At 72.5% G+C, this 25139-nt stretch carries 25 protein-coding genes and 1 riboswitch; of the genes, 9 read left to right on the forward strand and 16 right to left on the reverse strand.

Annotated features, from left to right (window positions below; all coding sequences use genetic code 11):
* Positions 1-3: 3 nt before the first annotated feature.
* The 4 genes from ACFWW8_RS12980 to ACFWW8_RS12995 form a co-directional block, all read right to left on the reverse strand.
* Positions 4-987 (reverse strand): methionine synthase, encoded by a 984-nt coding sequence (locus ACFWW8_RS12980; RefSeq protein WP_386527425.1) that lies wholly within the window; start codon positions 985-987, stop codon positions 4-6.
* Positions 984-1673, reverse strand: a complete 690-nt coding sequence (locus tag ACFWW8_RS12985) for an SDR family oxidoreductase (RefSeq protein ID WP_386527428.1) — start codon at positions 1671-1673, stop codon at positions 984-986. Before ACFWW8_RS12985 ends, ACFWW8_RS12980 begins: the two co-directional genes overlap by 4 nt.
* 112 nt (positions 1674-1785) lie before the next feature.
* Complete coding sequence (locus tag ACFWW8_RS12990) at positions 1786-2130, reverse strand: DUF1330 domain-containing protein (RefSeq protein WP_386527431.1); 345 nt, start codon at positions 2128-2130, stop codon at positions 1786-1788.
* Positions 2131-2218: 88 nt separating this feature from the next.
* On the reverse strand, positions 2219-3205 hold the full coding sequence (locus tag ACFWW8_RS12995) for a GlxA family transcriptional regulator (protein WP_386527434.1): 987 nt from the start codon (positions 3203-3205) through the stop codon (positions 2219-2221).
* 114 nt (positions 3206-3319) lie between these two features.
* On the opposite strand from ACFWW8_RS12995, the gene ACFWW8_RS13000 reads away from it, so the two are divergent.
* Positions 3320-4243, forward strand: a complete 924-nt coding sequence (locus ACFWW8_RS13000; protein ID WP_386527437.1) for an NADP-dependent oxidoreductase — start codon at positions 3320-3322, stop codon at positions 4241-4243.
* Positions 4244-4286: 43 nt separating this feature from the next.
* On the opposite strand, the gene mnmA is transcribed toward ACFWW8_RS13000, so the two are convergent.
* Positions 4287-5420: a tRNA 2-thiouridine(34) synthase MnmA gene (gene mnmA / locus ACFWW8_RS13005; protein ID WP_386527439.1), complete on the reverse strand. Its 1134-nt coding sequence runs from the start codon at positions 5418-5420 to the stop codon at positions 4287-4289.
* Positions 5421-5488: 68 nt separating this feature from the next.
* On the opposite strand from mnmA, the gene ACFWW8_RS13010 reads away from it, so the two are divergent.
* Entirely contained in the window at positions 5489-6163 is a 675-nt protein-coding gene (locus ACFWW8_RS13010) for an N-acetylmuramoyl-L-alanine amidase (protein WP_386527442.1), read from the forward strand.
* On the opposite strand, the gene ACFWW8_RS13015 is transcribed toward ACFWW8_RS13010, so the two are convergent.
* The 11 genes from ACFWW8_RS13015 to ACFWW8_RS13065 all read right to left on the reverse strand — a co-directional run bounded on the left by ACFWW8_RS13015 (position 6156) and on the right by ACFWW8_RS13065 (position 18479).
* The gene (locus ACFWW8_RS13015; protein ID WP_386527445.1) at positions 6156-7319 is read right to left on the reverse strand and encodes a cysteine desulfurase family protein; all 1164 of its coding nucleotides are present in this window, start codon (positions 7317-7319) and stop codon (positions 6156-6158) included. The two genes, ACFWW8_RS13010 and ACFWW8_RS13015, sit on opposite strands and share 8 nt — an antisense overlap.
* Positions 7320-7662: 343 nt before the next feature.
* Positions 7663-8520 (reverse strand): thioesterase family protein, encoded by an 858-nt coding sequence (locus tag ACFWW8_RS13020; protein WP_386527448.1) that lies wholly within the window; start codon positions 8518-8520, stop codon positions 7663-7665.
* Between the two features lie 47 nt (positions 8521-8567).
* Entirely contained in the window at positions 8568-9224 is a 657-nt protein-coding gene (locus tag ACFWW8_RS13025) for a trimeric intracellular cation channel family protein (RefSeq protein WP_386527450.1), read from the reverse strand.
* Positions 9225-9434: 210 nt separating this feature from the next.
* The gene (locus ACFWW8_RS13030; RefSeq protein ID WP_386527453.1) at positions 9435-10547 is read right to left on the reverse strand and encodes an ABC transporter ATP-binding protein; all 1113 of its coding nucleotides are present in this window, start codon (positions 10545-10547) and stop codon (positions 9435-9437) included.
* Positions 10544-11638, reverse strand: coding sequence for an ABC transporter ATP-binding protein (locus tag ACFWW8_RS13035; protein ID WP_386527456.1), 1095 nt, complete (start codon positions 11636-11638; stop codon positions 10544-10546). The genes ACFWW8_RS13030 and ACFWW8_RS13035 overlap by 4 nt, the downstream gene beginning before the upstream one ends.
* A complete protein-coding gene (locus tag ACFWW8_RS13040; RefSeq protein WP_267717716.1) occupies positions 11635-12633 on the reverse strand; it encodes an ABC transporter permease in 999 nt (332 codons plus the stop codon). The genes ACFWW8_RS13035 and ACFWW8_RS13040 overlap by 4 nt, the downstream gene beginning before the upstream one ends.
* 132 nt (positions 12634-12765) lie before the next feature.
* Entirely contained in the window at positions 12766-14544 is a 1779-nt protein-coding gene (locus ACFWW8_RS13045; RefSeq protein WP_386527459.1) for an ABC transporter substrate-binding protein, read from the reverse strand.
* Between the two features lie 74 nt (positions 14545-14618).
* Positions 14619-15614 carry an ABC transporter permease gene (locus tag ACFWW8_RS13050; protein ID WP_386527462.1) on the reverse strand — a complete coding sequence of 332 codons (996 nt, stop codon included), beginning with the start codon at positions 15612-15614 and terminating at the stop codon, positions 14619-14621.
* A gap of 481 nt (positions 15615-16095) precedes the next feature.
* Positions 16096-16836 (reverse strand): enhanced serine sensitivity protein SseB C-terminal domain-containing protein, encoded by a 741-nt coding sequence (locus ACFWW8_RS13055; protein ID WP_386527465.1) that lies wholly within the window; start codon positions 16834-16836, stop codon positions 16096-16098.
* A gap of 82 nt (positions 16837-16918) precedes the next feature.
* Entirely contained in the window at positions 16919-17653 is a 735-nt protein-coding gene (locus ACFWW8_RS13060; protein WP_386527467.1) for an enhanced serine sensitivity protein SseB, read from the reverse strand.
* A gap of 145 nt (positions 17654-17798) precedes the next feature.
* Positions 17799-18479, reverse strand: a complete 681-nt coding sequence (locus ACFWW8_RS13065) for an AAA family ATPase (protein WP_386527583.1) — start codon at positions 18477-18479, stop codon at positions 17799-17801.
* Positions 18480-18660: 181 nt separating this feature from the next.
* Positions 18661-18764, forward strand: a riboswitch (glycine riboswitch).
* Positions 18765-18957: 193 nt separating this feature from the next.
* On the opposite strand from ACFWW8_RS13065, the gene gcvT reads away from it, so the two are divergent.
* The 7 genes from gcvT (at position 18958) to ACFWW8_RS13100 (ending at position 25046) form a co-directional block, all read left to right on the forward strand.
* Entirely contained in the window at positions 18958-20073 is a 1116-nt protein-coding gene (gene gcvT, locus ACFWW8_RS13070) for a glycine cleavage system aminomethyltransferase GcvT (protein ID WP_386527469.1), read from the forward strand.
* A 101-nt stretch (positions 20074-20174) separates the two neighbouring features.
* Positions 20175-20558 (forward strand): glycine cleavage system protein GcvH, encoded by a 384-nt coding sequence (gene gcvH, locus ACFWW8_RS13075; RefSeq protein ID WP_386527472.1) that lies wholly within the window; start codon positions 20175-20177, stop codon positions 20556-20558.
* Between the two features lie 15 nt (positions 20559-20573).
* Positions 20574-21830 (forward strand): serine hydroxymethyltransferase, encoded by a 1257-nt coding sequence (gene glyA / locus ACFWW8_RS13080; RefSeq protein ID WP_386527475.1) that lies wholly within the window; start codon positions 20574-20576, stop codon positions 21828-21830.
* Between the two features lie 188 nt (positions 21831-22018).
* Positions 22019-22240 (forward strand): hypothetical protein, encoded by a 222-nt coding sequence (locus tag ACFWW8_RS13085; protein ID WP_386527478.1) that lies wholly within the window; start codon positions 22019-22021, stop codon positions 22238-22240.
* Positions 22241-22373: 133 nt separating this feature from the next.
* Positions 22374-23756 (forward strand): L-serine ammonia-lyase, encoded by a 1383-nt coding sequence (locus ACFWW8_RS13090; protein ID WP_386527481.1) that lies wholly within the window; start codon positions 22374-22376, stop codon positions 23754-23756.
* Between the two features lie 212 nt (positions 23757-23968).
* Positions 23969-24376 carry an SsgA family sporulation/cell division regulator gene (locus ACFWW8_RS13095; protein WP_386527483.1) on the forward strand — a complete coding sequence of 136 codons (408 nt, stop codon included), beginning with the start codon at positions 23969-23971 and terminating at the stop codon, positions 24374-24376.
* Between the two features lie 109 nt (positions 24377-24485).
* Positions 24486-25046 (forward strand): hypothetical protein, encoded by a 561-nt coding sequence (locus tag ACFWW8_RS13100; RefSeq protein ID WP_386527485.1) that lies wholly within the window; start codon positions 24486-24488, stop codon positions 25044-25046.
* Positions 25047-25139: the final 93 nt, after the last annotated feature.

A 25139-nucleotide genomic window follows, 5' to 3' on the forward strand; every position in this document is an offset into this window, starting at 1 on the left:
CCGTCACTCAGGGTTGTCGGCGAGCGACCTCGCCGCTCTGACGCAATGCGCCTGCGCCGCGCGGGCGTAGGCGGGCGACGCCCCCGCCAGACCGCACGACGGGGTGACCACGACGGACTCCGCCAGAGTCCCCGGGGCCAGTCCCAGCCTGCGCCAGAGCTTCCTGACACCCATGACGCTACCGCCCGGGTCCGACAACGGGCCGTCGGTCCCGGGCACCACTCCGGCGAAGAGTTTCGTACCGTCCTCGACGGCCTCCCCGATGGCGTCGTCCTCGCGCTCGGTGAGCAAGGAGAAATCGAACGACACGCCCGTGGCGCCGGCCCGGCGCAGCAGGGCGAAGGGGACCTCGGGCGCGCAGGAGTGCACGACGACCTCGCCGTCGTGGACGGCGAGGAGGTCGCGCAGCGCGCCCTCGACGACCTGCCGGTCGACGGCGCGGTAGGTCCGGTAGCCGCTCGCGGAGCGGACCCGGCCGAGCAGCACGGCGGTCAGGGAGGGCTCGTCGAGCTGGAGGACGATCTCGGCTCCGGGAATCCGCCTGCGCACGTCGGCCAGGTGGTCGCGCAGGCCCTCGGCCAGCGATCCGGCCAGGTCGCGGCAGGCGCCGGGGTCCTGGAGCACGGCTTCGCCGCCGTGCAGTTCCAGGGCCGTGGCGAGCGTCCACGGGCCGACGGCCTGGACTTTGAGCCGTCCCTCGTAGCCCTGGGTGAACTCCTCCAGGGCGTCCAGGTCCTCGCCGAGCCAGGACCGGGCGCGCCGGCTGTCGCGGCCCGGCCGGTCGCTGATCCGCCAGCCGCTCGGCTCGACGTGCGCGTACATGTCGACGAGCAGCCCGAGGGAGCGGCCGATCATGTCGGCGCCGGGGCCGCGGGCGGGCAGTTCGGCGAGGTACGGGAAGTCCTCGAAGGAACCGGTGACGGTCCTGGCGGCCTCGCGGGCGTCGCCGCCGGGCAGCGAGCCGACTCCGGTGGCACCCGCGCTCATCGGCCGGGCCTGACGGTCAGGTCGTTGACCTCGGCGTCGCGGGGCAGGTCGACGGCCATGACGATGGTGGTGGCCACGGACTCGGGGTCGATCCAGGCGGCGGGGTCGTAGTCCTTGCCCTCCTGGGAGTGGACCTTGGCCTGCATGGGGCTGGCGGTGCGGCCCGGATAGACGGAGGTGACGCGGATGCCGTTCGGCTTCTCCTCGTCGCGCAGGGAGTCGGCGAGGGCCTTCAGCCCGTGCTTGGAGGCGGCGTACGCGCTCCAGTCGGCGTGGGCGCGCAGACCGGCGCCGGAGTTCACGAAGACGATGTCCGCGCGCGAGGCGCGCAGGGTCGGCAGCAGCAGCCGGGTGACCTCGGCGGGGGCGATGAGGTTCACGTTGAGCTGCTGGTGCCAGGTCTTGGGGCGCAGGTCGCCGACGGGGCCGAGGTCGACGATCCCGGCGATGTGCAGGAGCGAGTCGATCCGCTCCGGGACCGCCTGCTTGGAGAACGCCCACGAGAGCCGGTCGGGGTCGGCGAGGTCCCCGACGAGGGCCGTGGACCCGGGGTAACGGTCGGTGAGCTGGCGGGCCCGGCCGGCGTCGCGGGCGAGGAGGACGAGGTCGTCGCCGCGGGCGTGCAGGCGGGCCGCGACGGCGGCGCCGATGCCGGATCCGGCACCGGTGATCAGGTGAGTAGCCATGGTGCCCATGCTCGCACCCCGTCCGGGGCCCGCGGTTCAGGTGGCCCGGCCCCGCGCCCCCGTGACGCGCCCCGTGCCGCGCGCCCGTGCGGCGGCGGCCCGGTCGGCCGCGTCAGAGCCCCGCGGAGGCGCGGAGGCCGGCGGCCGTCCTCGCGGCGTCGTAGTCCGGGGCGACGCCCTCGACCAGGACGACCTCGCCCGGGATGTGGTCCGTGCGCAGCGGGAGGATCGCCTGGTAGGCGTCGGAGGCGTACCAGGCGCGGGCCCGCTCCAGGTCGGGGAAGCCGATCATGACGATCGTGCCGGGGAAGGGGCCTTCCAGGACCTCGACCTCGCGGCCGTGGACCAGGAAGCGCCCGCCGAAGGGGTCCATGGTGGCCTGGATGCCCTCGATGTAGCGCAGGACGTCCTCGTTCGGCGTCGTGGGGCGTATGTGGGCGATGGCGTACGCGGTCATGACGGTCTCCCCTTCTCGTCGGTCCGGCGGTCCGGGCCGGTGTTCCGATCCTGCCGCCCGGCCTGCCGGGGGTCCATGACCGCCGGGGTCATGCCGGTGCGGCGGCGGTGGCCGGGTCGTGGGGCTGGAAGGTGCGGCGGTAGGCGATCGGGGAGGTGCCGAGGGCCGAGCGCATGTGCTGGCGCAGGGAGTTGGCGGAGCCGAAGCCCGCGCGGTGCGCGACGAGGTCCACGGGCAGGTCGCTGGACTCCAGCAGGTGGCGGGCGATGTCGAGGCGCTGGGCGGTGAGCCACTGCACGGGGGTCATGCCGACCTCGTCGCGGAACCGGCGGGTGAAGGTGCGCAGGCTCATCCGGGCGTGGGCGGCCAGCTCGGCCAGCGTGACGGGCTCGGCGAGGCGTTCCAGGGCCCACGCGCGGGTCGCGGTGGTGGTGGCGACGGTCGGCTCGGGGACGGGCCGGTCGATGTACTGGGCCTGCCCGCCGTCGCGCCACGGCGGTACGACGCACAGCCGGGCGGCGCGGTTGGCGACGGCGGTGCCGTGGTCCTGGCGGACGAGGTAGAGGCAGAGGTCGACGCCCGCGGCCACTCCGGCGGAGGTGAGGACGTCGCCGTCGTCGACGAACAGGACGTCCTCGTCGAGCCGGACCCGCGGGAAGGCCCGCTGGAACTCGGGGGCGTGCAGCCAGTGGGTGGTGGCGGGCCGGCCGTCGAGCAGCCCGGCCGCGGCGAGGACGTAGGAGCCGGTGCAGATGGACACCAGCCGGGTGCCGGGGCGGATCGCGGCGAGGGCCGCGGTCAGGGCGGGCGACAGGGGGGCTCCGTGGGCGAGGTCGTCCATGGCGTGCGTGGGCGGGATGATCACGGTGTCGGCGGAGGCGAGCGCCTCCGGGCCGGCCGAGACGACGACCGTGAAGCCCGCGTCGCTGGCGACGGGGAGGCCGTCGGCGGTGCAGACGGTGACCTCGTAGAGCGGCCCGCCGACGTCGTCCCGCGCGTTGCCGAAGACCCGGGAGGGCATCCCGAGCTCGAACGGGGGGACTCCTTCGAGGGCCAGTACGGCAATACGGTGCATGGCCAGATCCTGTCACATGGTGGCCGTACGGTCAGCACCGTGCGGGGTGCGGGCACGCGAAGCTGGGGTCATCCGCCGGGGAAACCGGCACGGAACAGCACCAAGGAGACATTCATGCGCGCCGTCGTCGTCAGCAAGTGGGGCGGACCCGAGGTCCTCGTCGAGACGCAGGCCGAGCGACCGGAGCCGGGCATGGGCGAGGTCCTCGTCCGGGTCCACGCCGCTGGGGTCAACCCGGTCGACTGGAAGGCCCGCGAGAGCGGCGGGCTGATCCCCTGGGGGCCCGTGCCCGCGGTCGGCTGGGACGTGTCGGGGACCGTGGAGGCGGTCGGCCCGGGCGTGACCCTGTACCGGGCGGGCGACGAGGTGTACGGGATGCCCCGCTTCCCGCAGCAGGCCGGCGCGTACGCCGAGTACGTGACCGCTCCCGCGCGGCACTTCGCCCGCAAGCCGGCCACGCTGGACCACGTACAGGCGGCGGCGCTGCCGCTGGCCGCGCTGACCGCCTGGCAGGCCCTGGTGGACACCGCGGGGGTCACGGCGGGGCAGCGGGTGCTGGTGCACGCGGCGGCGGGCGGCGTCGGCCACCTGGCCGTGCAGATCGCCAAGGCCCGCGGCGCGTACGTGATCGGCACCGCGAGCGCCGGCAAGCACGACCTGCTGCGCGAGCTGGGCGCGGACGAGGTGATCGACTACCGCACCACGGACTTCGAGGACGCCGTCTCCGACGTGGACGTCGTGATCGACGCGGTCGGCGGGGACCAGGGGCGGCGCTCGCTGAAGGTGCTCAAGGCCGGCGGCCACCTGGTGACCCTGCCGGGCCCGGACGGCGTCCCGGACGGCGCTGAGGGCGTGCACGCCGTCTGGCTCCTCGTCGAGCCGGACCTGAAGGGCCTCCAGGAGATCGCCGCCCTGGCCGACCGGGGACTGCTGAAGCCGCTGATCGAGGCGGTCCTGCCGCTGGAGCAGGCCGCGAAGGCGCACGAGCTCGGCGAGCGCGGCCGGACCACCGGCAAGATCGTCCTGACGGTGGTCTGACCCCGTCCGCTCCGGTGGCCCGGCCCCGTCCGCCCCCGCGGTGCTACACGGACGCGGCCGCGGCCCGGGTGGTCGTCGCGATGGTGGCGGAGCCGACCACGCGGGTGCCGTCGTAGAGCACGATCGCCTGGCCGGGGGCCACACCGCGGACCGGCTCGGTGAAGGAGACGCGCAGCTCGCCGTCCACGAGCTCGGCGAAGACCTCCGTCTCGCCGCCGTGGGCGCGCAGCTGCGCGGTGTACGTACCGGGGGCGGCGGCCGCGGCGCCGCACCAGCGGGGGCGGATCGCGGTGAGGGCGGTGACGTCGAGGGCCTCGACGGGGCCGACGGTGACGGTGTTGTTCACCGGCGAGATGTCGAGGACGTAGCGCGGCTTGCCGTCGGCGGCCGGGTGCCCGATCCGCAGGCCCTTGCGCTGGCCGATGGTGAAGCCGAAGGCGCCCTCGTGGGTGCCCACCTTCTCGCCGGTCTCGTCGACGATGTCGCCCTCGGCCCTGCCGAGCCGGCCCGCGAGGAAGCCCTGGGTGTCGCCGTCGGCGATGAAGCAGATGTCGTGGCTGTCGGGCTTCTTGGCGACGGCCAGGCCGCGCTCCTCGGCCTCGGCCCGGATCTCCTCCTTGGTGGTGAGGGTGTCACCGAGCGGGAAGAGGGCGTGGGCGAGCTGCTTCTCGTCGAGCACGCCGAGGACGTACGACTGGTCCTTGGCCATGTCGGAGGCGCGGTGCAGTTCGCGGGAGCCGTCCGCGTTCAGCACGACGGTGGCGTAGTGGCCGGTGCAGACGGCGTCGAAGCCGAGGGCGAGGGCCTTGTCGAGCAGCGCGGCGAACTTGATCTTCTCGTTGCAGCGCAGGCAGGGGTTGGGGGTGCGCCCGGCCTCGTACTCGGAGATGAAGTCCTCGACGACGTCCTCGCGGAAGCGCTCGGCGAGGTCCCAGACGTAGAACGGGATGCCGATGACGTCGGCGGCGCGGCGGGCGTCGCGGGAGTCCTCGATCGTGCAGCAGCCGCGGGCTCCGGTGCGGAAGGACTGCGGGTTCGCGGAGAGCGCGAGGTGGACGCCGGTCACGTCGTGCCCGGCTTCGACCGCGCGGGCGGCGGCGACGGCGGAGTCCACGCCGCCGGACATGGCGGCCAGGACGCGGAGGGGGCGGGCGGTGCGCGGCAGGTTCTCAGTCATAGCACCCTCCAGGGTACGGGGAACCGCGAGGGGTCACGGCGCGTTGTCGGGGTCAGGGGGTGGATCACATGGTGGGTGAGGGCACGAAGGACGGGAAGGCCGCGGGGAGACCGCGGCGGACCCGCAGGGCGGTGCTGCTCGGGGGGCTCGGGGTCGTCGCCGCGGCCGCGGTCGTCGGCCGGGACGAGCTGGGCCGTGCCTGGTGGCTGATGCCGGGGGTGTCCAAGCCGCGCAAGGAGGGCGAGATCGACCACGCCGGGGCCGGCTGGACGGCGGCCTCCCCGGCGAACTGGCGGCTCGCGGACCGGCCGGACGACTACCGCGTGGACCGGATCGTCGTGCATGTCACACAGGGCGGCTTCGCGTCGTCGGTGGACGCGTTCAGGAACCCGTGGCACAAGGCGTCGGCGCACTACATAGTGCGCCAGGACGGCCATGTCGAGCAGATGGTGCGGGAGTTGGACGTCGCCTTCCACGCGGGCAACCGGTCGATGAACGAGCGGAGCGTCGGCATCGAGCACGTGGGCTTCGTGGACCGCCCGCAGGACTTCACCGACGCGATGTACGCGGCGTCGGCCGTGCTGGCGGCCGGCATCTGCCGTCGCTACGGCATACCGGCGGACCGCACCCACATCGTCGGGCACTCCGAGGTCCCGGGCGCCGACCACACGGACCCGGGACGCCACTGGGACTGGGACCGGTACGTCCGCCTGGTCGGCGAGGCCCTGCGCGCCGCTAGCTGAGCCCCGCCGTGCGGGCCCGGTCGACCGCCGGTCCGATGGCCGCGGCGACGGCGGCGACGTCCTCCTTGGTGGAGGTGTGCCCCAGGGAGAAGCGCAGGGTGCCGCGGGCCAGCTGCGGGTCGGTGCCGGTGGCCAGCAGGACGTGGCTGGGCTGGGCGACCCCGGCGGTGCAGGCCGAGCCGGTGGAGCACTCGATGCCCTGGGCGTCGAGCAGGAGCAGCAAGGAGTCCCCCTCGCAGCCGGGGAAGCTGAAGTGGGCGTTCGCCGGGAGGCGGCCCTCGGGGTCGCCGCCGAGGACGGCGTCGGGGACGGCCGCCAGGACGGCGGAGACGAGCTCGTCGCGCAGGGCGCCGATCTCGGCGGCGAACCGCTCGCGCCGTTCGGCGGCGAGGACGGCGGCGACGGCGAAGGCGGCGATGGCGGGGACGTCGAGGGTGCCGGAGCGGACGTGCCGTTCCTGACCGCCGCCGTGCAGGACGGGGACCGGGGTCTGGTCGCGGCCGAGCAGCAGGGCGCCGATGCCGTAGGGGCCGCCGATCTTGTGGCCGCTGACGGTCATGGCGGCCAGGCCGCTGTCGGCGAAGCGGACGTCGAGCTGGCCGAAGGCCTGGACGGCGTCGGAGTGGAGCGGGATGCCGTGCCCCGCGGCGACGCCGGCCAGTTCCCGGACCGGCATGACGGTGCCGATCTCGTTGTTGGCCCACATCACGGTGGCCAGGGCCACGTCGCCGGGGTCCCGCTCGACGGCCTCCCGGAAGGCCTCGGGGTGGACGCGCCCGTGGCGGTCCACGGGCAGGTACTCGACCCGGGCGCCCTCGTGCTCGGCGAGCCAGTGGACGGCGTCGAGGACCGCGTGGTGCTCGACGGGGCTGGCCAGGACGCGGGTCCGGGCGGGGTCGGCGTCGCGGCGGGCCCAGTAGAGGCCCTTGACGGCGAGGTTGTCCGCCTCGGTCCCGCCCGCGGTGAAGACCACCTCGCTCGGGCGGGCGCCGATCGCCTCGGCGAAGGCCTCGCGGGCCTCCTCGACGGTACGGCGGGCCCGGCGGCCGGCGGCGTGAAGGGAGGAGGCGTTCCCCGTGGCGGCGAACTGCGCGGCCATCGCCGCGGCGGCCTCCGGCAGCATCGGGGTGGTGGCGGCGTGGTCGAGGTAGGCCATGATCCCCCGATTCTACGAGGCGCCCGGCCCCCCGGACTCCAGCGGGACTCCCCCGGACCGCACCCCCGCCCCGGTCGCACGGCGGGGCGGGGGTCCGGCCGGCCGGGGTGCCGGGGCACGCCGACGGTCCCGGCCGAGGCCGGGGACCCGGGGCGGGGCCGGCGGACAGGGGCGGACCGGCGGTGATCAGGCCCGGCGGGGTCCGGCCCGGGTCACGGGGGGCGGATCGAGCCGGACCGGGACGAGTCGGGCCTGATCGAGTCGGGCCGAAACGCACCGGGCCGGGCCGACGGAACGCACCGGGCCGGGCCGGGCCGACGGGACGGTGCGGACCCCGCCGGGGTCAGGCCTGGCGCGGTGCGCGGGCCAGCTGGCGGGACTGGGCCACGAGGTGGTCGGCGGAGTCCCAGACCTCGGCGTCCTCCTCCAGGAAGCCGCCGGCCAGGTTGCGCGTGGTGATGGCGACGCGCAGCGGACCCGGGGCCGGGCGGCGGCGCACGTGGGTGGTCAGCTCCACGGTGGGGGTCCAGCCGATCAGGCCGAGGTCGAAGGAGGTCGGCGGCAGGGCGTCCACCGCGAGCAGCATCGACAGCGGGTCGGCGTCGCGGCCGTCGGCGAGCTCGAACCAGGCCCGCATCTCGCCCTTGCCGGAGGGCGCGCCGACGGCCCATCCGGCGGTGGCCGGGTCCAGCCGCAACCGGAGCCGGTCGACGATCGCGGAGCTGCCGGGGATGGGGGCCGGGCCGGCCTCGGCGCCGAGGCAGTCCTCGTACGCGGGCATGGCGGGCGGGCGGGCCGTGGTCCGCACGTCGTCCGGGAGCGTGGAGAGGTCGCCGTAGGAGGCGAGGACGCGGATGCGCTCGACCTCGGTGCCGTTCTCGTCGTACTGGAACAGCGAGGCCTGACCGGTGGACAGGGTGCGGCCGATCCGGACGACCTGGGTGCGGATCACGGCGGGGCCGGGCACGGAGGAGGTCAGGTAGTGCGCCGAGACCGTGAAGGGGTCCGGGTGCGGCAGGGCCGCCGACAGGGCCCGGCCGACGAGGGCCAGCAGGTAGCCGCCGTTGACGGCGGTGATGATCGTCCAGCCGGCGGAGAGTTCCGCGTCGTACACCCCGGCCTCGCCCGCGCGGGCGGTGATGGTGGTGTCGCGGTCGAACTCGCTGTCGCCGATGGATGCCTGGGCAGCTGCGTGTGACATGCGAACGACGGTACACCGCAGATCTACTAAGCGGTAGCTTACGTTTGTTACGGCTCTTCGGCCACCGAGGACCGGCGGTTCCAGGCCAGCGGGGCGCGCAGGTGGTACCGGATGGCGAGCAGCCGCAGGACGAAGGTGGTGACGATCGCCAGGCCCGTGGTGATCGCGTTCAGGGTCTCGAGGGCGATGAAGACGGCGACCATCGAGGCGCCGACCATGGCCGGGACGGCGTACATCTCGCGGTCCCGCAGCAGCGAGGGCACCTCGTTGACGAGCACGTCGCGCAGGACTCCCCCGCCGACGGCCGTCGCCAGCCCGAGCGCGGCGGACGCGGTGAGGCCGAGGCCGTACTCGTACGCCTTGGTCGTGCCCGTCACGCAGAACAGCGCGAGGCCGGCGGCGTCGAAGACGTTGATGGCCCGGTTGATCCGCTGAACCTCCGGGTGCAGGAAGAAGACGAGCGCGGCGGCAATCAACGGCGTGACGAAGAAGCTGAGTTCGCCGAAGGCGGCGGGCGGGACGGCGCCGATGACGAGGTCGCGGAAGAGGCCGCCGCCGAGGGCCGTGACCAGGGCGAGGACGGCGATGCCGAAGACGTCGAAGTTCTTGCGTACGGCGAGGAGCGCGCCGGCGGTGGCGAAGACGAAGATGCCCGCGAGGTCCAGCGCGTGCTGGATGCCGGGCGGGAAGAGATCGTGGAGCACCGGGACATTGTCGCCTGCGGCGGGCCCGCCGCACGCCCCGGCCCGGGCGGCGCCGCACCCGTCCGGCCACGGCCGGGCCGACGGCGGACGGACGGCGGCGGACGGACGGCGGAGGGTCGGGGCCCCGGCGGCCCGGGGCGCGCCCCGGAACCGGCCCCGCACACGCCGGCGGGGCCGGAGGTCCTCCAGCCCCGCGCGTGTTTTCGGCCGCTACTCCGAAACCGTGGCCACCGCGTCGGCCGCGCCCGGCAGGGGCCGGTCGCCCGGCACCTGGTCGGGGGCGTTCTCCGGGTGGTGGCAGGCCACCTGGTGTCCCGTCTTGAGCTCCAGCAGGGGCGGCTCCTGCGTGGTGCAGACCTGCGTCGCCTTCCAGCACCGCGTGTGGAAGCGGCATCCGCTCGGCGGCGAGATCGGTGACGGTACGTCACCCTTGAGCAGGATGCGGCCGCTCGCGGCGCCGCGCCGGCGCGGGTCCGGGACGGGCACGGCCGACATGAGCGCGGTGGTGTAGGGGTGCATCGGGGCCCCGTACAGCGCCTTGTTGTCGGCGAGTTCGACGATCTTGCCCAGGTACATCACCGCGATGCGGTCCGACACGTGCCGGATGACGGAGAGGTCGTGGGCGATGATCACGTACGTGAGGCCGAGCTCCTGCTGGAGGTCGTCCAGCAGGTTGACCACCTGGGCCTGGATGGACACGTCCAGCGCCGAGACCGGCTCGTCCGCGACGACCAGCTTCGGGTTGAGCGCCAGGGCCCGCGCGATGCCGATGCGCTGGCGCTGGCCGCCCGAGAACTCGTGCGGGTAGCGGTTGTAGTGCTCGGGGTTGAGGCCGACCAGCGACAGCAGCCGCTGCACCTCCGGCTTGATCCCGCCCTCGGGCGTGACGTTCTGCAGCTTGAACGGCGCGCTGACGATGGTGCCCACCGTGTGCCGGGGGTTCAGCGAGCCGTACGGGTCCTGGAAGATCATCTGGATGTCGCGGCGCAGCGGCCGCATGCCCGCCACACCGAGGTGCGTGATGTCCTTGCCCTCGAACTCGACGGTGCCGCCGGTGGGCTCCAGCAGCCGGGTGATCAGCCGGCCCATGGTGGACTTGCCGCAGCCGGACTCGCCGACGATGCCGAGGGTCTCACCGCGCCGGACGTCGAAGTCGATGCCGTCGACGGCCTTGACGGCGCCGGCCTGGCGCCGCAGCAGACCCTTGGTGATGGGGAAGTGCTTGGTCAGGCCGGAGACCTTGAGCAGCACCTCGGGGGAACCGGTGGCCTGCTGGGGGATGACGGCCGTGGCCGTCTTCTTCGTGTCGGGGGTCTCGGTCACAGCTTCGGCGCAATCTCTTCGGTCCAGATCCGGGTCCGCTGCTCGTGCGACATGTGGCAGGCGGACCAGTGGCGGGTGCCGTCCTCCGTGAGCTCGGGCCGGACCGTACGCGTCACGTTGTCCTTGGGGACGTCGGCGTACGGGCAGCGCGGGTTGAAGGCGCAGCCGCTCGGGATGTTGATGAGGCTGGGCGGCGAGCCCTTGACCGGGATGAGTCGCTCGGTCTGCTCGCGGTCGATGCGCGGCATCGATCCCAGCAGGCCCCAGGTGTAGGGGTGGCGGGGCTCGTAGAAGACCTTCTCAGCCGTGCCCCGCTCGACGCAGCGGCCGCCGTACATCACCAGGAGCTCGTCGGCCATCTCGGCGACCACGCCCAGGTCGTGCGTGATCATGATGACCGCGGAGCCGAACTCCTTCTGCAGGTCCCGGATCAGGTCGAGGATCTGGGCCTGGACGGTGACGTCCAGGGCGGTCGTCGGCTCGTCCGCGATGAGCAGCTCGGGGTTGTTGACCAGCGCCATCGCGATCATCGCGCGCTGGCGCATGCCGCCCGAGAACTCGTGCGGGTAGCTGTCGACGCGCTTGTGCGGCTCGGGGATGCCGACGCGGTCCAGGAGGTCGACGGCGCGCTTGCGGGCCGCCTTCTTGTCGACCTTGTTGTGGACGCGGTAGGCCTCGGCGATCTGCTTGCCGATGGTGAAGTACGGGTGCATCGCGGAGAGCGGGTCCTGGAAGATCATCGCGATCTCCCGGCCGCGCAGCCGGCGCACCTCGTCCTCCTCCGCGGTGAGCAGCTCCTTGCCGTTCAGCCAGATCTCGCCGGAGATCCGGGCCCGCTGGCGGCCGTACTGGCCGACGCGGTGCAGGCCCATGATGCCGAGCGAGGTGACCGACTTGCCGGAGCCGGACTCGCCCACGATGCCGAGGGTCTTGCCCTTCTCCAGCGTGAAGGAGAGCCCGTCGACCGACTTGACCAAACCGTCCTCGGTCGGGAAGTGCACCTTGAGGTCGCGGACCTCCAGGAAGGCGGTGGGGGGCGTCGTCCCGCCGACGGGCTGGCCCAGGACTCCGGTCTTGGTCAGATCGGTCATGACAGCCTCACTCGGGGGTCGATCACCGCGTACATGAGGTCAACGATGAGGTTCGCCGCGACGACGAAGAAGGCGGAGATCAGGGTGATGCCCAGGATGACCGGCAGGTCGTGCTCGCTGATCGCGCGGACCGCGCTGTAGCCGAGGCCGTGCAGCGAGAACGTGTACTCGGTCAGCACCGCGCCGCCCATGAGGGCGCCGAGGTCCAGGCCGAGGACGGTCAGGATGGGCGTCATCGTCGACCGCATCGCGTGCTTCCCGATGACGACGGGTTCCGTCAGGCCCTTGGCGCGGGCGGTGCGGATGTAGTCCTCGTTGAGGACCTCCAGCATCGTCGCGCGGGTGAGCCGGGCGTACATCGCCGCGTAGAGGAAGGCGAGCGAGACCCACGGGAGGATCATGCCGTTGAACCACTTGGCCGGATCGTCGGCGAACGTGGCCTCGGGGCGGCCGAACCAGCCGAGCTGGTCGGAGAAGAGGGCGATGGCGAGCATGCCCGTGAAGTAGATGGGGAGGGAGACGCCGGCCAGCGCGATGCCCATGGCCGAGCGGTCCAGGACCGTACCGCGCTTCAGGGCGGAGATGACGCCGGTGGCGACACCGCCGATGACCCAGAGCACGACGGCGCCGGCGGCGAGCGACAGGGTGACCGGGAGCCAGTCGGTCAGCAGCGGCCAGACCTCCTGCTCGGTCTTGAAGGAGTATCCGAAGCAGGGCGCGGCGCAGTGCGTGACGTCGGAGCCGTTGGCGTACGTGCGACCCGCCACCAGCCCGACGACGAACTTGCCGAACTGGACGAGGATCGGGTCGTCGAGACCCATCTTCTGCCGGATGCCCTCGATGGCGGCGGGGTCGGACTGCTTGCCGACGAAGTACAGCGCCGGATCCGTCCCGATCATCTTCGGGAAGAGGAAGAAGATTCCGAAGGTCACCAGCGTGATGACCAACAGCATGACGATGACGGCGAAGAACCGCCGGATGAGATATGCAAGCACTGCGCTCGGCCTGGCCGCTGCCCGGGGGCGCCCTCTTCTGGAGAGCGCCCCCGCGCCGCGACCGCGGCCATCACCTGCCCTTCGTGCCTAGCGGGTGTGGCACTGGAACACTGGAACCGGATTGACGGACGGTTACTTCACGACGCCGAGCGACGCGTAGTCGTAGCGGCCGTTGTAGGCGTCGGAGGTGTAGGCGTTCGTCAGCCGGGTGCTGCGCCAGGTGATCGTCTTGTCGTAGACGAAGGGCAGGTAGACCGCGGCCTCGGAGACCTTCTGGTTCATCTGCTTGTAGATGTCGCCGGCCTTGACCGGGTCGGTCTCGGCGATGGCGTCGTCGAACAGCTTGTTGATCGCCGGGTCGTTCAGCTCGGAGAAGTTGTTGTTGCCGCTCTGCAGGATGAAGCGACCGTCGACCAGCGGCTGGGAGAAGCCCTGACCGGTCGGGAAGTCGGCGCCCCAGCCCATGATGATGATGCCGTAGCCCTTCTCCTTGACGACCTTCGGCGAACCGATGATGCCGGAGGTCTGGGCGCCGTCGAACTGGTCGACGTCGGCCTCGATGCCGACCTGCTTCAGGGCGTTCTGCAGCGAGACGGCCGTGGCGACCTCGACCGGCTTGTTGTTGCGGACCGCGATGGTGGTCTTGAAGCCTTCCGGCTTGCCGCAGGCGGCGAGGGCGGCCTTGGCCTTCTCGACGTTCGGCTTGCCGTCGTTCTTCAGGACCTCGTACGGGTCGTACTTGGCGTCGGAGCCCTTGATGCCCAGCGGCAGCATGTTGGGGGCGATGTCGCCACCGGCCTGCGGGCCGCCGCGGGCGGTCTGCAGGGACTTCTTGTCGGCCGCGTGGATGACGGCCTTGCGGCACTCGACGTTGTCGAAGGGCGCGACGGTCTGCGGGAACACGGCGTACCGGATGAAGCCGGTCTGGCCGTTGTCCAGGTTGCCCTTGTGGTCCTTCAGCGCGGTGGCGCGGGCCGCCTGGCCGATGCCGGTCGCGTTGAGGTCGAGGTCGAACTCGCCGTTCATCAGGCGCTTGTCCATGTCGTCCGCGTTCGCCATGAACGTGACCGAGATGGAGTCCGGGAGCGCCTTGCGGATGGTGTCCGACTCGGGCTTGTAGTTCGTGTTGCGCGAGAGCTTCATGCTCTTGTTGGGCTCGTACGAGTCGATCTTGTACGGGCCGTTCGAGAAGGGCTTCAGGCCGTACTTGGCCGCGGTGTCCTTCTCCTGCTTGACCGGGCTCGCCGCCGGCATGGCCAGCATCTGCTCGAAGTCGCCGTTGGGCTGCGGGAGCTTGAAGATGATGGTCTTCGCGTCCGGGGTCTCGATCGCCTTGAGGCCGAGCTTGTCCGGCGCGGTGTCCTTGTACGGGCCCGGGTACTCGGTCTTCGGGTCGAGGACCTGCATCAGGTAGACCGGGCCGCCGGAGATGACGTCCTGGGCCCAGGTGCGCTCGATGCCGTACTTCACGTCCTGGGCGGTGACGGGCGTGCCGTCCTCCCAGGTCACGTTGTCCTTGAGGGTGTACTTGTACGTCTTGCCGCCGTCGCTGATCTCGGCCTTCGCGGTGGCGAGGTCGGGCTCCAGAGCGGTGCTCTGCTCGCCCGGGGCCGCCTTGTAGCTGACCAGCTGGCGGGCGTAGTAGCGGGAGAAGTCCCACATGAAGCCGTAGTAACCGCGCTGCGGGTCCCACGAGTCGGCTTCCTGGGTGCCGACGAACTTGAGCTCGCCGCCCTTCTTGTCCGACGGGTTGGCGATCTTGCCTATGCCCGCGTTGAAGCCGGCGCCGCCGGCGGCGGACTTGTCGTCGGTCTTGCCGTTGCCGCCACAGGCGGTCGCGGTCAGCATGACCGCGAGCACGACGGCCGTGCCGGTGGCAAGCCTGCGCTTCGACGTGCGATGGGTAGTCACGATGCTCGCAACCCTCCGTTGTAGTTCCGGTGTACGTACGGCTCGAAGCCGGTTCCTGGTTTGCCCTGCGGTGGCTAGCGGGAGCCCTTCGGGTCGAGGGCGTCACGGACGCCGTCGCCGAAGAGGTTGAAGGCCAGCACGGTGATGAAGATCGCCACACCGGGGAAGATCATGAAGAGCGGATCGTCCTCGTAGGTCCGCACGGCCGTGGAGAGGGTCTCTCCCCAGGACGGTGTGGGCGGCTTGACGCCGACTCCGAGGAAGCTGAGGGCCGCCTCGGTCAGCACGTTGGTGGGGATCATCAGCGTCGAGTAGACGGTGATGGGCGCCACCAGGTTCGGAAGGAGTTCGCGGAAGAGGATGTACATGCGGCCCGCGCCGAGGCTGCGCGCGGCTTCGACGTACTCCCGTTCGCGCAGCGACAGGGTCTGCCCGCGGACGATGCGGCCGATGTACGGCCAGCCGAAGAAGCCGATGACCAGCACCAGCACGGCGATGCGCAGGCCCGACCCCTCGAAGCCCCAGAGCTTGCTGGGGATGACGGAGATCAGCGCGATGATGAACAGCAGCTGCGGGAAGGCCAGCAGCAGGTCCATGACCCGGCTGACGGCCGCGTCGACCCAGCCGCCGAAGTAGCCCGCGATGATGCCGAAGAAGGTGCCCAGCCCGACCGCCACGAAGGCGGACAGGAAGGCCACCAGCAGCGAGATCCGGGCGCCGTAGACGATCCGGCTGAAGACGTCGCGGCCGTTGACCGGCTCGACGCCGAGCAGGAAGTCCCCGCTCATGCCGCCCCAGTCGCCGGCCGGCAGGCCGAGCAGCGGGTCCAGCATGTCCTCGTGCAGCTCCTCCGGCGGGTGCCCGAGGAGTTTGACGATCAGCGGCGCGAAGAGTGCGACGAGGATCAGCAGGAGCACGACGACACCGCCGGCCAGGGCGACCTTGTCACGCCTGAGGCGGATCCACGCGATCTTCCACGGAGAGCGCCCCTCGATCGCCTTCTGCGGGACGTCGGGGGCGGCCACGGCCGCGGGCCCGGCCGCGCTGGTGTCGTGCAGTGGTGCCGTCATCGTGGTGGGGACCCCTCTCGGCCGACGGTGGCCGGCCCATGCCCGCCGCTGTGGCGGCTTGGTTCTATCGGCGTCGCTGATGGTGCGATCGGCACGAAATGCGCCTGAAGTGCACGTGAAGAGCTGGTGCTTGCTGGATTGACCGGCCTTCGGTGGGGGGAGTCTTCAACGGCGTCTGAGCCGCCCGCCAGACCTGCCGGGGATGTGATGCGCAACCGTGATCTGCGCCTACACCTTCCGTTATCCGAACCGCGCGGACTGTTCAGCGGTGAAAGACCGCCCGTTAGGCGCGGAACGGACATCCGGGCCAACTGCCACTTAGGGCAGCCTTCTTGGGCGGATTCGACTGGATATGCGGAAGGCCGCACCGGCGGGCTCCGGTACGGCCTTCGAGACGGACGTCTCAGTATGCGGTTCTTCGGGGGCGTGCCCGGGGCGCGGCCGGTCCGGCGGACGCGGACGGCCCACGGCGCTCCGTACCTCAGTACGCGGGGCCCTGGCCCTCGCGGTCGTAGAACGGCCGGGTCTGCGCGCGCAGCCACATCGCCACCGGGTCGTGTTCGTCGGCCAGCGCGACGGTGCACACCGGGACGCCCTCGGGGACCACGCCCACCGACTGGCGCATCATCTCCCGTACCGATTCCAGCGCGGGCGCGGAGGCGTCGTACAGGTCGAGCCCGACCGCGAGGTACGGCGAGCCCAGCGCGGGCTGCACCCAGGCGCGGCGCAGTGACCGGACGGCGGGCGTGCGGTGGGCGTGCCGGGTCAGCAGCCCGTAGAACTGCGGCAGCTCGATGGCGGGCTCCGACAGCCGCAGCGGGCCGGCCGGCATCCGGTCGAGGCCGGTGGCGATGCGGCGCAGGTCCGCCCAGGGCACGCCGAGTCCGCCGCCCGAGGCGTGCGGGTTGAGCCACAGCCCCCAGCGGTCCGGGTACAGGGCGCGGGCGATGTCCCGGCCCGTGACGACCTCGTAGCCCCGGTTCCAGCCGCTGGCGGCCAGCTCCTGCGGGGAGGTCACGCACGGCGCGTAGCCGAGGCCCTCCACCTCCATGCCGCCGTACTGGGCGTCCGGGGACCCCGGCTGCCCCTGCCACAGCAGCATCCACAGCCGGCCCTCGGCGAGGGCGTGCAGCAGTGACTCGTAGCTCTCATAGCGCCCGGGAGTCACCTGGCGCAGCATGTGCTCGACCTGCCCGGCCGCGGCCGTGCCTGACGCACTCACCCGGTACCCCTCTTCGTCCGCCCGTCGTCCACGCGTACCCGGGCCGCGCGTGCGGCCGCAAGTGTGACCACCTTAAGCGGCCCTACGGGAGGTAGAAGGGGCGTACGCGCTCACGAATCCAGTCCGTGACCGGGTCCTCGGCGGCGTCCAGGAGGATCAACTGCACCGGCCACGGCGGCGGGACGCGGGTCAGGGCCCGGCCGAGGGCCTCCATCGGGGCGTTCTGCGTCTCGGGGTCCCATCCCACCAGCCGGACGCCGACGAACAGCTGCGGCTCCCCGCCCTCGACGCTGGCGAGGCAGCGGTACGCGGCGGTGACCGCGCCGGTCGCCCGGAACTCCTCCGTGGCGGCGGCCAGGAAGTCCACCGGGTCGTCCTGCCAGTCGGGCTCGTACAGCCGGACGCGCCCGCCGCCCGCGGGGCCGTCGAGGGGGCTGCGTCCGATGCGGCACAGCTCCGCGACGGCGGGCGGGGGGAGGGGGACGCCGACGGCTCCCTCGGGGTTCACGGCGATGCCGAGCTGCGGGGGCAGGCCGCGGGCGAACTCGACGGCGGGGGCCACGGCGAAGTCCATGGCGGGGCCGGCGCAGTAGCGGAACTGCGCCTCGGAGCTGTAGACGGGGACGTAGGCCGCCCCGGCGATGTCCATGGTCGGCAGGGACAGGCTCGCCGCGTCGGGGGCCCCGCCGGCGGGCAGCGGCACCCACACCCGGCTGCGCCCGAGCACCTCGAGGATCCGCGCCCCCGCGTCGGGCTGCCCCAGTGCCGCTCCGAGCACCTGCTCCAGTTCGTTCTCCGGCCAGCCGCTGCCCTGCATGTTCCCCTGCCTCCGTGTGGTGCCACCGCGTCCGGTGCCGAAGGCTATCCGCTGCCGGGTCCCGGGCCGCGGCGGGTACCGGCGTCCCGTCGTCCCGGCGTCCCGCCCCGGACGGCGGGGGCACGGGTCGCGGGTCGCGGCTCACTCAGCCGTGGAACGCGATCCGCGTCACCGCCGCGGCCGAGCGGCGGTCCAGGAGCGTCGCCGAGGCGCAGCCCGCCGGCGGGCGGCCGGCCTCCGCGTCGCGCAGCAGGCGCGCCACCGCCCCCCGGTGCCGGGAGAAGGCGTACGCCGACACGCGCCGCCCGCGCGCCGCCTGCCCGGAGAGGGCCTCCTCGGGGCTGCTGTCCAGGAACAGCAGGTGCAGCTCGCGGCCCCGGCGGCGGGCGGCCGCCGCGAGCAGACCGCGCACCCAGCTCTGGGTGCCGCAGTCGTGGACGACCACCGAGGCGCCGGAGCGCAGGACGCGCCAGAGCCCCCAGTAGTGGGCGGCGCGGACCAGCGGCCGGTAGGCGCCGTACGGGAGGACCGCCGGCATCCGGCGCTCCCAGCGCTCGCGGGTGTCCTGGGAGTCGACGGACCCGCCCTCGGCGGCCGCCCGCTTGATCAGCGTGCTCTTGCCGCCGCCGGGCAGCCCGGACACGACGACGATGTCCCCGGCCGCGAAGCCGAGCCGCTGCGGCCCGCGCACGGCCGGGCCGCGCAGGTCCCGGACCGCGCCGGGGGCGGCCGCGTCGGCCGCCCGGCGGAGGCGCGGGCCGCGCTGCTCCGGTACCGCGTCCACGGTTCCCGTCGTCGCCACTACTCCGAATCTCCGCACAGTGATCGCCTCCCCCGAATCGGGTCGCAAGGACCCTTGCCCACTGAGTGTAAAGAGACGGTAATCCGGGACCGGCGGTTCCGGTCCGGACCTCCGCGAACGCCGCGGTCTTTCGGGCCCGCCCGCCCGATCACGCGAACGGCGTGCAATGATGTGCGCCATCTGGACCAACTGCATACCGGCCGCTTGAATCCGCGCGGGAGAGTCCCGGCACGCCGCAAGGCCGTGCACGGGCGCCGAAGGAGCAAGAACCTCCCTTGAATCTCTCAGGCCCCGTACCGCGTGGATGAGGCAGATCTGAAAAGCGAGCCGTGCCGCCGCCCGTGAGGCCGGGGCGCGCGCTCCACCCAAGGTGCAAGTCGGGAATCCCGCCGGATCGGAAGATCGGGGGAACTCTCGGCGAACCTCTCAGGTTCCGATGACAGATGGGGAGGAACGTCCTCGTCATGTCATGTCGATGCCCTGGGACCCGGGAGTCACACCCATGAGCTCTGCCCCCCGTCTGACCGCCCTCGATGGGCTGCACCGTTCCCTCGGTGCGACCATGACCGATTTCGCGGGCTGGGACATGCCGCTGCGGTACGCGAGCGAGCGCGACGAGCACAACGCCGTACGTACGAAGGCCGGTCTCTTCGACCTGTCCCACATGGGCGAGATCACCCTGACCGGCCCGGAGGCCGTCAAGGTCCTCGACTACGCGCTGGTCGGCAACATCTCCACCGTCGGCGTCGGCCGCGCCCGCTACACGCACATCTGCCAGGCGGACGGCGGGATCCTCGACGACCTGATCGTCTACCGGCTGGGCGAGACCGAGTTCATGGTCGTCGCCAACGCCTCCAACGCCCAGGTCGTCCTGGACGCGATCACCGAGCGCGCCGACGGCTTCGACGCCGAGGTCCGCGACGACCGCGACGCGTACGCGCTGCTCGCCGTCCAGGGCCCGGAGTCCCCCGGCATCCTGAAGTCCCTGACCGACGCCGACCTGGACGGGCTGAAGTACTACGCCGGCCTGCCGGGCACCGTCGCGGGCGTGCCCGCGCTGATCGCCCGTACCGGCTACACCGGCGAGGACGGCTTCGAGCTGTTCGTCTCCCCCGGGCACGCCGTGGAGCTGTGGCAGGCGCTGACGAAGGCCGGCGAGGGCGTCGGCCTGGTCCCGGCCGGCCTGTCCTGCCGCGACACGCTGCGCCTGGAGGCGGGCATGCCGCTGTACGGGCACGAGCTGACGACCTCCCTCACCCCGTTCGACGCGGGTCTGGGCCGGGTCGTGAAGTTCGAGAAGGAGGGGGACTTCGTCGGCCGCGCCGCGCTGGAGGCCGCCGCCGAGCGCGCCGCCTCGAACCCGCCGCGCAAGCTGGTCGGCCTGATCGCCGAGGGCCGTCGCGTCCCGCGCGCCGGCTTCCCGGTCGTCGCCGGCGGCGAGGTCATCGGCGAGGTCACCTCGGGCGCGCCGTCCCCGACGCTGGGCAAGCCGATCGCGATGGCGTACGTGGACGCGGCGCACGCCGCGCCCGGCACCTCCGGCGTCGGCGTCGACATTCGCGGTACGCATGAGCCGTACGAGGTCGTGGCCCTGCCGTTCTACAAGCGGCAGAAGTAATCCTTCCCAGACCTCGGCCGTACGGGCAGCCGTACGGTCCTGTCCCAGTACCCGAGACCGCTGTTCGTTCCCACTCCCCCGCATCCAGGAGAATCAGGCCCATGAGCAACCCCCAGCAGCTGCGTTACAGCAAGGAGCACGAGTGGCTGTCGGTCGCCGAGGACGGCGTCTCGACGGTCGGCATCACGGAGTTCGCGGCCAACGCGCTCGGTGACGTCGTCTACGCCCAGCTCCCCGAGGTGGGCGACACGGTGACCGCGGGCGAGACCTGTGGCGAGCTGGAGTCGACCAAGTCGGTCAGCGACCTGTACTCACCCGTCTCCGGCGAGATCGTCGAGTTCAACCAGGACGTCGTGGACGACCCGGCGCTCGTGAACACCGCTCCGTTCGAGGGCGGCTGGCTGTTCAAGGTGCGCGTCGCGGAGGAGCCGGGCGACCTGCTCTCCGCCGAGGAGTACGCCGCGCTCACCCACTCCGACAACTGACCCCAGGGGATCTTGATGTCTGTGCTGAACACCCCGCTCCACGAGCTCGACCCGGACGTCGCCGCCGCCGTCGACGCCGAGCTCGTACGCCAGCAGTCGACCCTGGAAATGATCGCGTCGGAGAACTTCGCTCCGGTCGCCGTCATGGAGGCCCAGGGCTCGGTCCTGACCAACAAGTACGCCGAGGGCTACCCGGGCCGCCGCTACTACGGCGGCTGTGAGCACGTCGACGTGGTCGAGCAGATCGCGATCGACCGCATCAAGGCGCTGTTCGGCGCCGAGGCCGCGAACGTCCAGCCGCACTCCGGTGCGCAGGCGAACGCCGCCGCGATGTTCGCGCTGATCAAGCCGGGCGACACGATCATGGGCCTGAACCTGGCCCACGGCGGTCACCTGACCCACGGCATGAAGATCAACTTCTCCGGCAAGCTCTACAACGTGGTTCCGTACCACGTCGACGAGACCGGCCAGGTCGACATGGCCGAGGTCGAGCGCCTCGCCAAGGAGTCCAAGCCGCAGCTGATCGTCGCGGGCTGGTCCGCCTACCCGCGCCAGCTGGACTTCGCCGCCTTCCGCCGCATCGCGGACGAGGTCGGTGCGTACCTGATGGTCGACATGGCGCACTTCGCGGGCCTGGTCGCCGCGGGTCTGCACCCGAACCCGGTGCCGCACGCCCACGTCGTGACCACCACCACGCACAAGACCCTGGGCGGTCCGCGCGGTGGCGTCATCCTGTCGACGCAGGAGCTGGCCAAGAAGATCAACTCGGCGGTCTTCCCGGGCCAGCAGGGCGGCCCGCTGGAGCACGTGATCGCGGCCAAGGCCGTCTCCTTCAAGATCGCGGCCTCGGAGGGCTTCAAGGAGCGCCAGGTCCGCACCCTGGAGGGTGCGAAGATCATCGCCGAGCGCCTGGTGCAGCCCGACGTCACCGAGGTCGGCGTGTCCGTCCTCTCCGGCGGTACGGACGTCCACCTGGTCCTGGTCGACCTGCGCAATTCCGAGCTGGACGGCCAGCAGGCCGAGGACCGGCTCCACGAGATCGGCATCACGGTCAACCGGAACGCCATCCCGAACGACCCGCGGCCGCCGATGGTCACCTCGGGCCTGCGGATCGGCACCCCGGCCCTGGCCACGCGCGGCTTCGACGCGGAGGCCTTCACCGAGGTCGCCGAGATCATCGCGTCCGCGCTGAAGCCGGCGTACGACAGCGAGGACCTCAAGGCGCGCGTCTCCGCGCTCGCCGCGAAGTTCCCGCTGTACCCGTCGCTCTAGGAGCGCCCGGGAGCGATCCGGAAGGGCCCGGTCCTGCTGTGCTGGCGTGTGCACGGGACCGGGCCCTTCTCATGAGCGCAGCCCCGGGCGGATGCGGCCCGGCCCGCCCCGCCCGTTCCGCCTTCGGGCGGCGTGTTTCCTCTGCCCGCCGCCCTTCGTCCTCCGCGCCGGCGCCTGTACGGGTCGCGGTGGCCGGACCCCGGCACCGTCGCCGCCCTGCCCCCGCCGGCCGTCCCGATCGCGGCGCGGGCCCCGTCGGCCGCCTGACGCCGGGCCCGTACGCCCGGGCCGTACGGGCGGGCGTCGCGGCCCGCCGCGCGGGCCTGCCGGGGCCGGACCCGGTCCTGGACGGCTCCGGGGCCGCGGGCCCGGAGGACGCCGTACGGGAGCGGGAGCCGGCCCACGCCTGACGGCCACCCCCGCGGCCGGTCCGGCAGACGAATCGTTCATGTGCACGCGTTACGCTCGTCTGCCGGACAAAATCCGCCCAATCGCACTTCTCCTGCCCCCTCCCACCCCACGAGCAGACAAGGGAGTCCGCCAGTGGCCATCTCCGTGTTCGACCTCTTCTCCATCGGCATCGGCCCGTCCTCCTCCCACACGGTCGGCCCCATGCGGGCGGCCCGCATGTTCGTGACCCGGCTGAAGAAGGACGGCGTCCTCGCCCAGACCGCTTCGGTGCGCGCCGAACTGTTCGGCTCGCTCGGTGCGACCGGCCACGGCCACGGCACCCCCAAGGCGGTGCTCCTGGGCCTGGAGGGGCACTCCCCCCGCACGGTGAACGTGGAGACGGCCGACGCGGAGGTCGAGCGGATCCGGCAGTCCGGGCGGCTGCGCCTGCTGGGCGCGGAGATAGGCGACGCCCACGAGATCGCCTTCGACGAGCCCAACCAGCTGATCCTGCACCGCCGGCGCTCGCTGCCGTACCACGCGAACGGCATGACCCTCTTCGCGTACGACACCGCCGGCACCCCCCTGCTGGAAAAGACGTACTACTCGGTCGGCGGCGGCTTCGTCGTGGACGAGGACGCGGTCGGCGAGGACCGGATCAAGCTCGACGACACGGTGCTGAAGTACCCCTTCCGCTCCGGTGACGAGATGCTGCGCCTGGCGAAGGAGACCGGCCTGTCAATCTCGTCCCTGATGCTGGAGAACGAGAAGGCCTGGCGCACCGAGGACGAGATCCGCGAGGGCCTGCTGGAGATCTGGCGCGTCATGCAGTCCTGCGTCGCGCGCGGCATGTCCCGCGAGGGCATCCTCCCGGGCGGCCTGCGCGTCAAGCGCCGCGCCGCCTCCACCGCGCGCCAGCTGCGCACCGAGGGCGACCCGATGCTGCACCGCAGCGAGTGGGCGACGATCTACGCGATGGCGGTCAACGAGGAGAACGCGGCGGGGGGCCGGGTCGTGACGGCCCCGACCAACGGCGCGGCCGGCGTCCTGCCGGCGGTCCTGCACTACTACGTGAACTTCGTGCCGGGCGCGGACGAGGACGGCGTGGTCCGCTTCCTCCTCGCGGCGGGCGCGATCGGCATGCTGTTCAAGGAGAACGCCTCGATCTCCGGCGCCGAGGTCGGCTGCCAGGGCGAGGTCGGCTCGGCCTGCTCGATGGCGGCGGGCGCACTGGCGGAGGTCATGGGCGGCACCCCGGAGCAGGTGGAGAACGCGGCCGAGATCGGCATGGAGCACAACCTGGGCCTGACCTGCGACCCGGTCGGCGGCCTGGTCCAGATCCCGTGCATCGAGCGCAACGGCATGGCGGCGGTCAAGGCGGTCACGGCGGCCAGGATGGCGCTGCGCGGCGACGGCACCCACAAGGTCTCCCTCGACAAGGTCATCAAGACCATGAAGGAGACGGGCGCGGACATGAAGGTCAAGTACAAGGAGACCGCCCGCGGCGGCCTCGCGGTCAACGTCATCGAGTGCTGAGCACCGTCCGCCGGGACCGGTGGCCCGTCCTCCCGCAAGAAGGTCAGGCGCGCGCCCGAGCGCGGGACTTCGTACGGGAGGACGGACGCACGGCGGGAAGTCGGGTCCGGCGGCCCGGTCGGACGGGACCTTCGGCACGGGGCGGCGGGCGGGCCGTGGGCTAGTTTGCGAAGGAGTGCGACATTCCCCGTGCCGACAGAGAGGGGCGCCCCATGGCCACCACCGAGCAGCGTGTCCTTCCGCTCCGGCTGGAGGCCTCGCCCGTGTCCCTCCCGGTGCACGGCAGCTTCACCTACCGCTCGGACCGGCCGTACGAGGTGGCCGTGGACCTCCGGGGCGGGGGCGCCCATCTGGCGCGCTGGGTGTTCGCCCGCGACCTGCTGCTCGACGGGGAGTCCCGAGCCACCGGCGAGGGGGACATACAGGTGTGGCCGCGCTGGAAGGGCACCGAGCCGCGGGTCTTCCTGGCCTTCAGCAACGGCGAGACGAGCTGCGTGTTCTCCGCCCGTGCCAAGGACGTGCGGGGGCTGTGCCGCCGCCTGACCGAGCTGGTCCCGCGCGGCCTGGAGCACCGGCACTACGACCTCGACGCGGAGCTGGACGCGCTGCTCCCCGGCTGACGCCCGACGCCGGGAAGAGCCCGGGGGACGGGCGCGGAACCGCCGCGGTCCCGCGCGTGTCCTTAGCCGTGACAGCACAGTCCCCGTCACCGGAGAATCGGGGCACGTCATGAACGACGTCACGAACCACCCGCGTCCACGTCCGTCTCACCGCCTGCCGTCCCTTCGGCGGCGCCGCCGGCAGCTCGTGGCCCTGGCCACCGGCGCCCTGCTCACCGCCGGCCTCGCCCTCGCCGCACCGGCCTCGGCCGCCCAGGCCGCCGCCCGCACCCAGACCCCGCTCGTCGTCAACGCCCGCTGGGGCGGTCACTGCACGTACGACCGGCTCGTCATCGACCTCCAGGGCTACGTCCCCGGGGTCACCGTCACGCCCGTGCCGAAGCTGTACTACGACGGTTCGGGCCAGCCCGTCCCGCTGGCCGGGAAGTACTTCCTGGAAGTCCGCCTGAACCCCGCCGCCGGTCACGACGACGCGGGGCAGAACGTCTACCAGGGTCCGCGCCTCCAGAAGATCTACCTCAGCAAGCTCAAGGGCATCGCCCTGACCGGCGACTACGAGGGGTACGTGACCTTCGGCGCCGCCTTCGACACCAAACCCGCCTACTCCACCACCGTCCTGCACTCGCCCGAGCGGCTGGTCCTGGACATCGCGCACCCCAACGTGTGCTGACCGGGGCGGGGGGGCGGGGGGCGCCCCCCCCCGCCCCGCCCCCCCCCCCCGGGCCGGCACGGGCGGGGGGGGGGGGCGGGGGCGCCGGCGGCC

It is taken from the genome of Streptomyces sp. NPDC058701 (assembly GCF_042715295.1).
Lineage (GTDB): Bacteria > Actinomycetota > Actinomycetes > Streptomycetales > Streptomycetaceae > Streptomyces.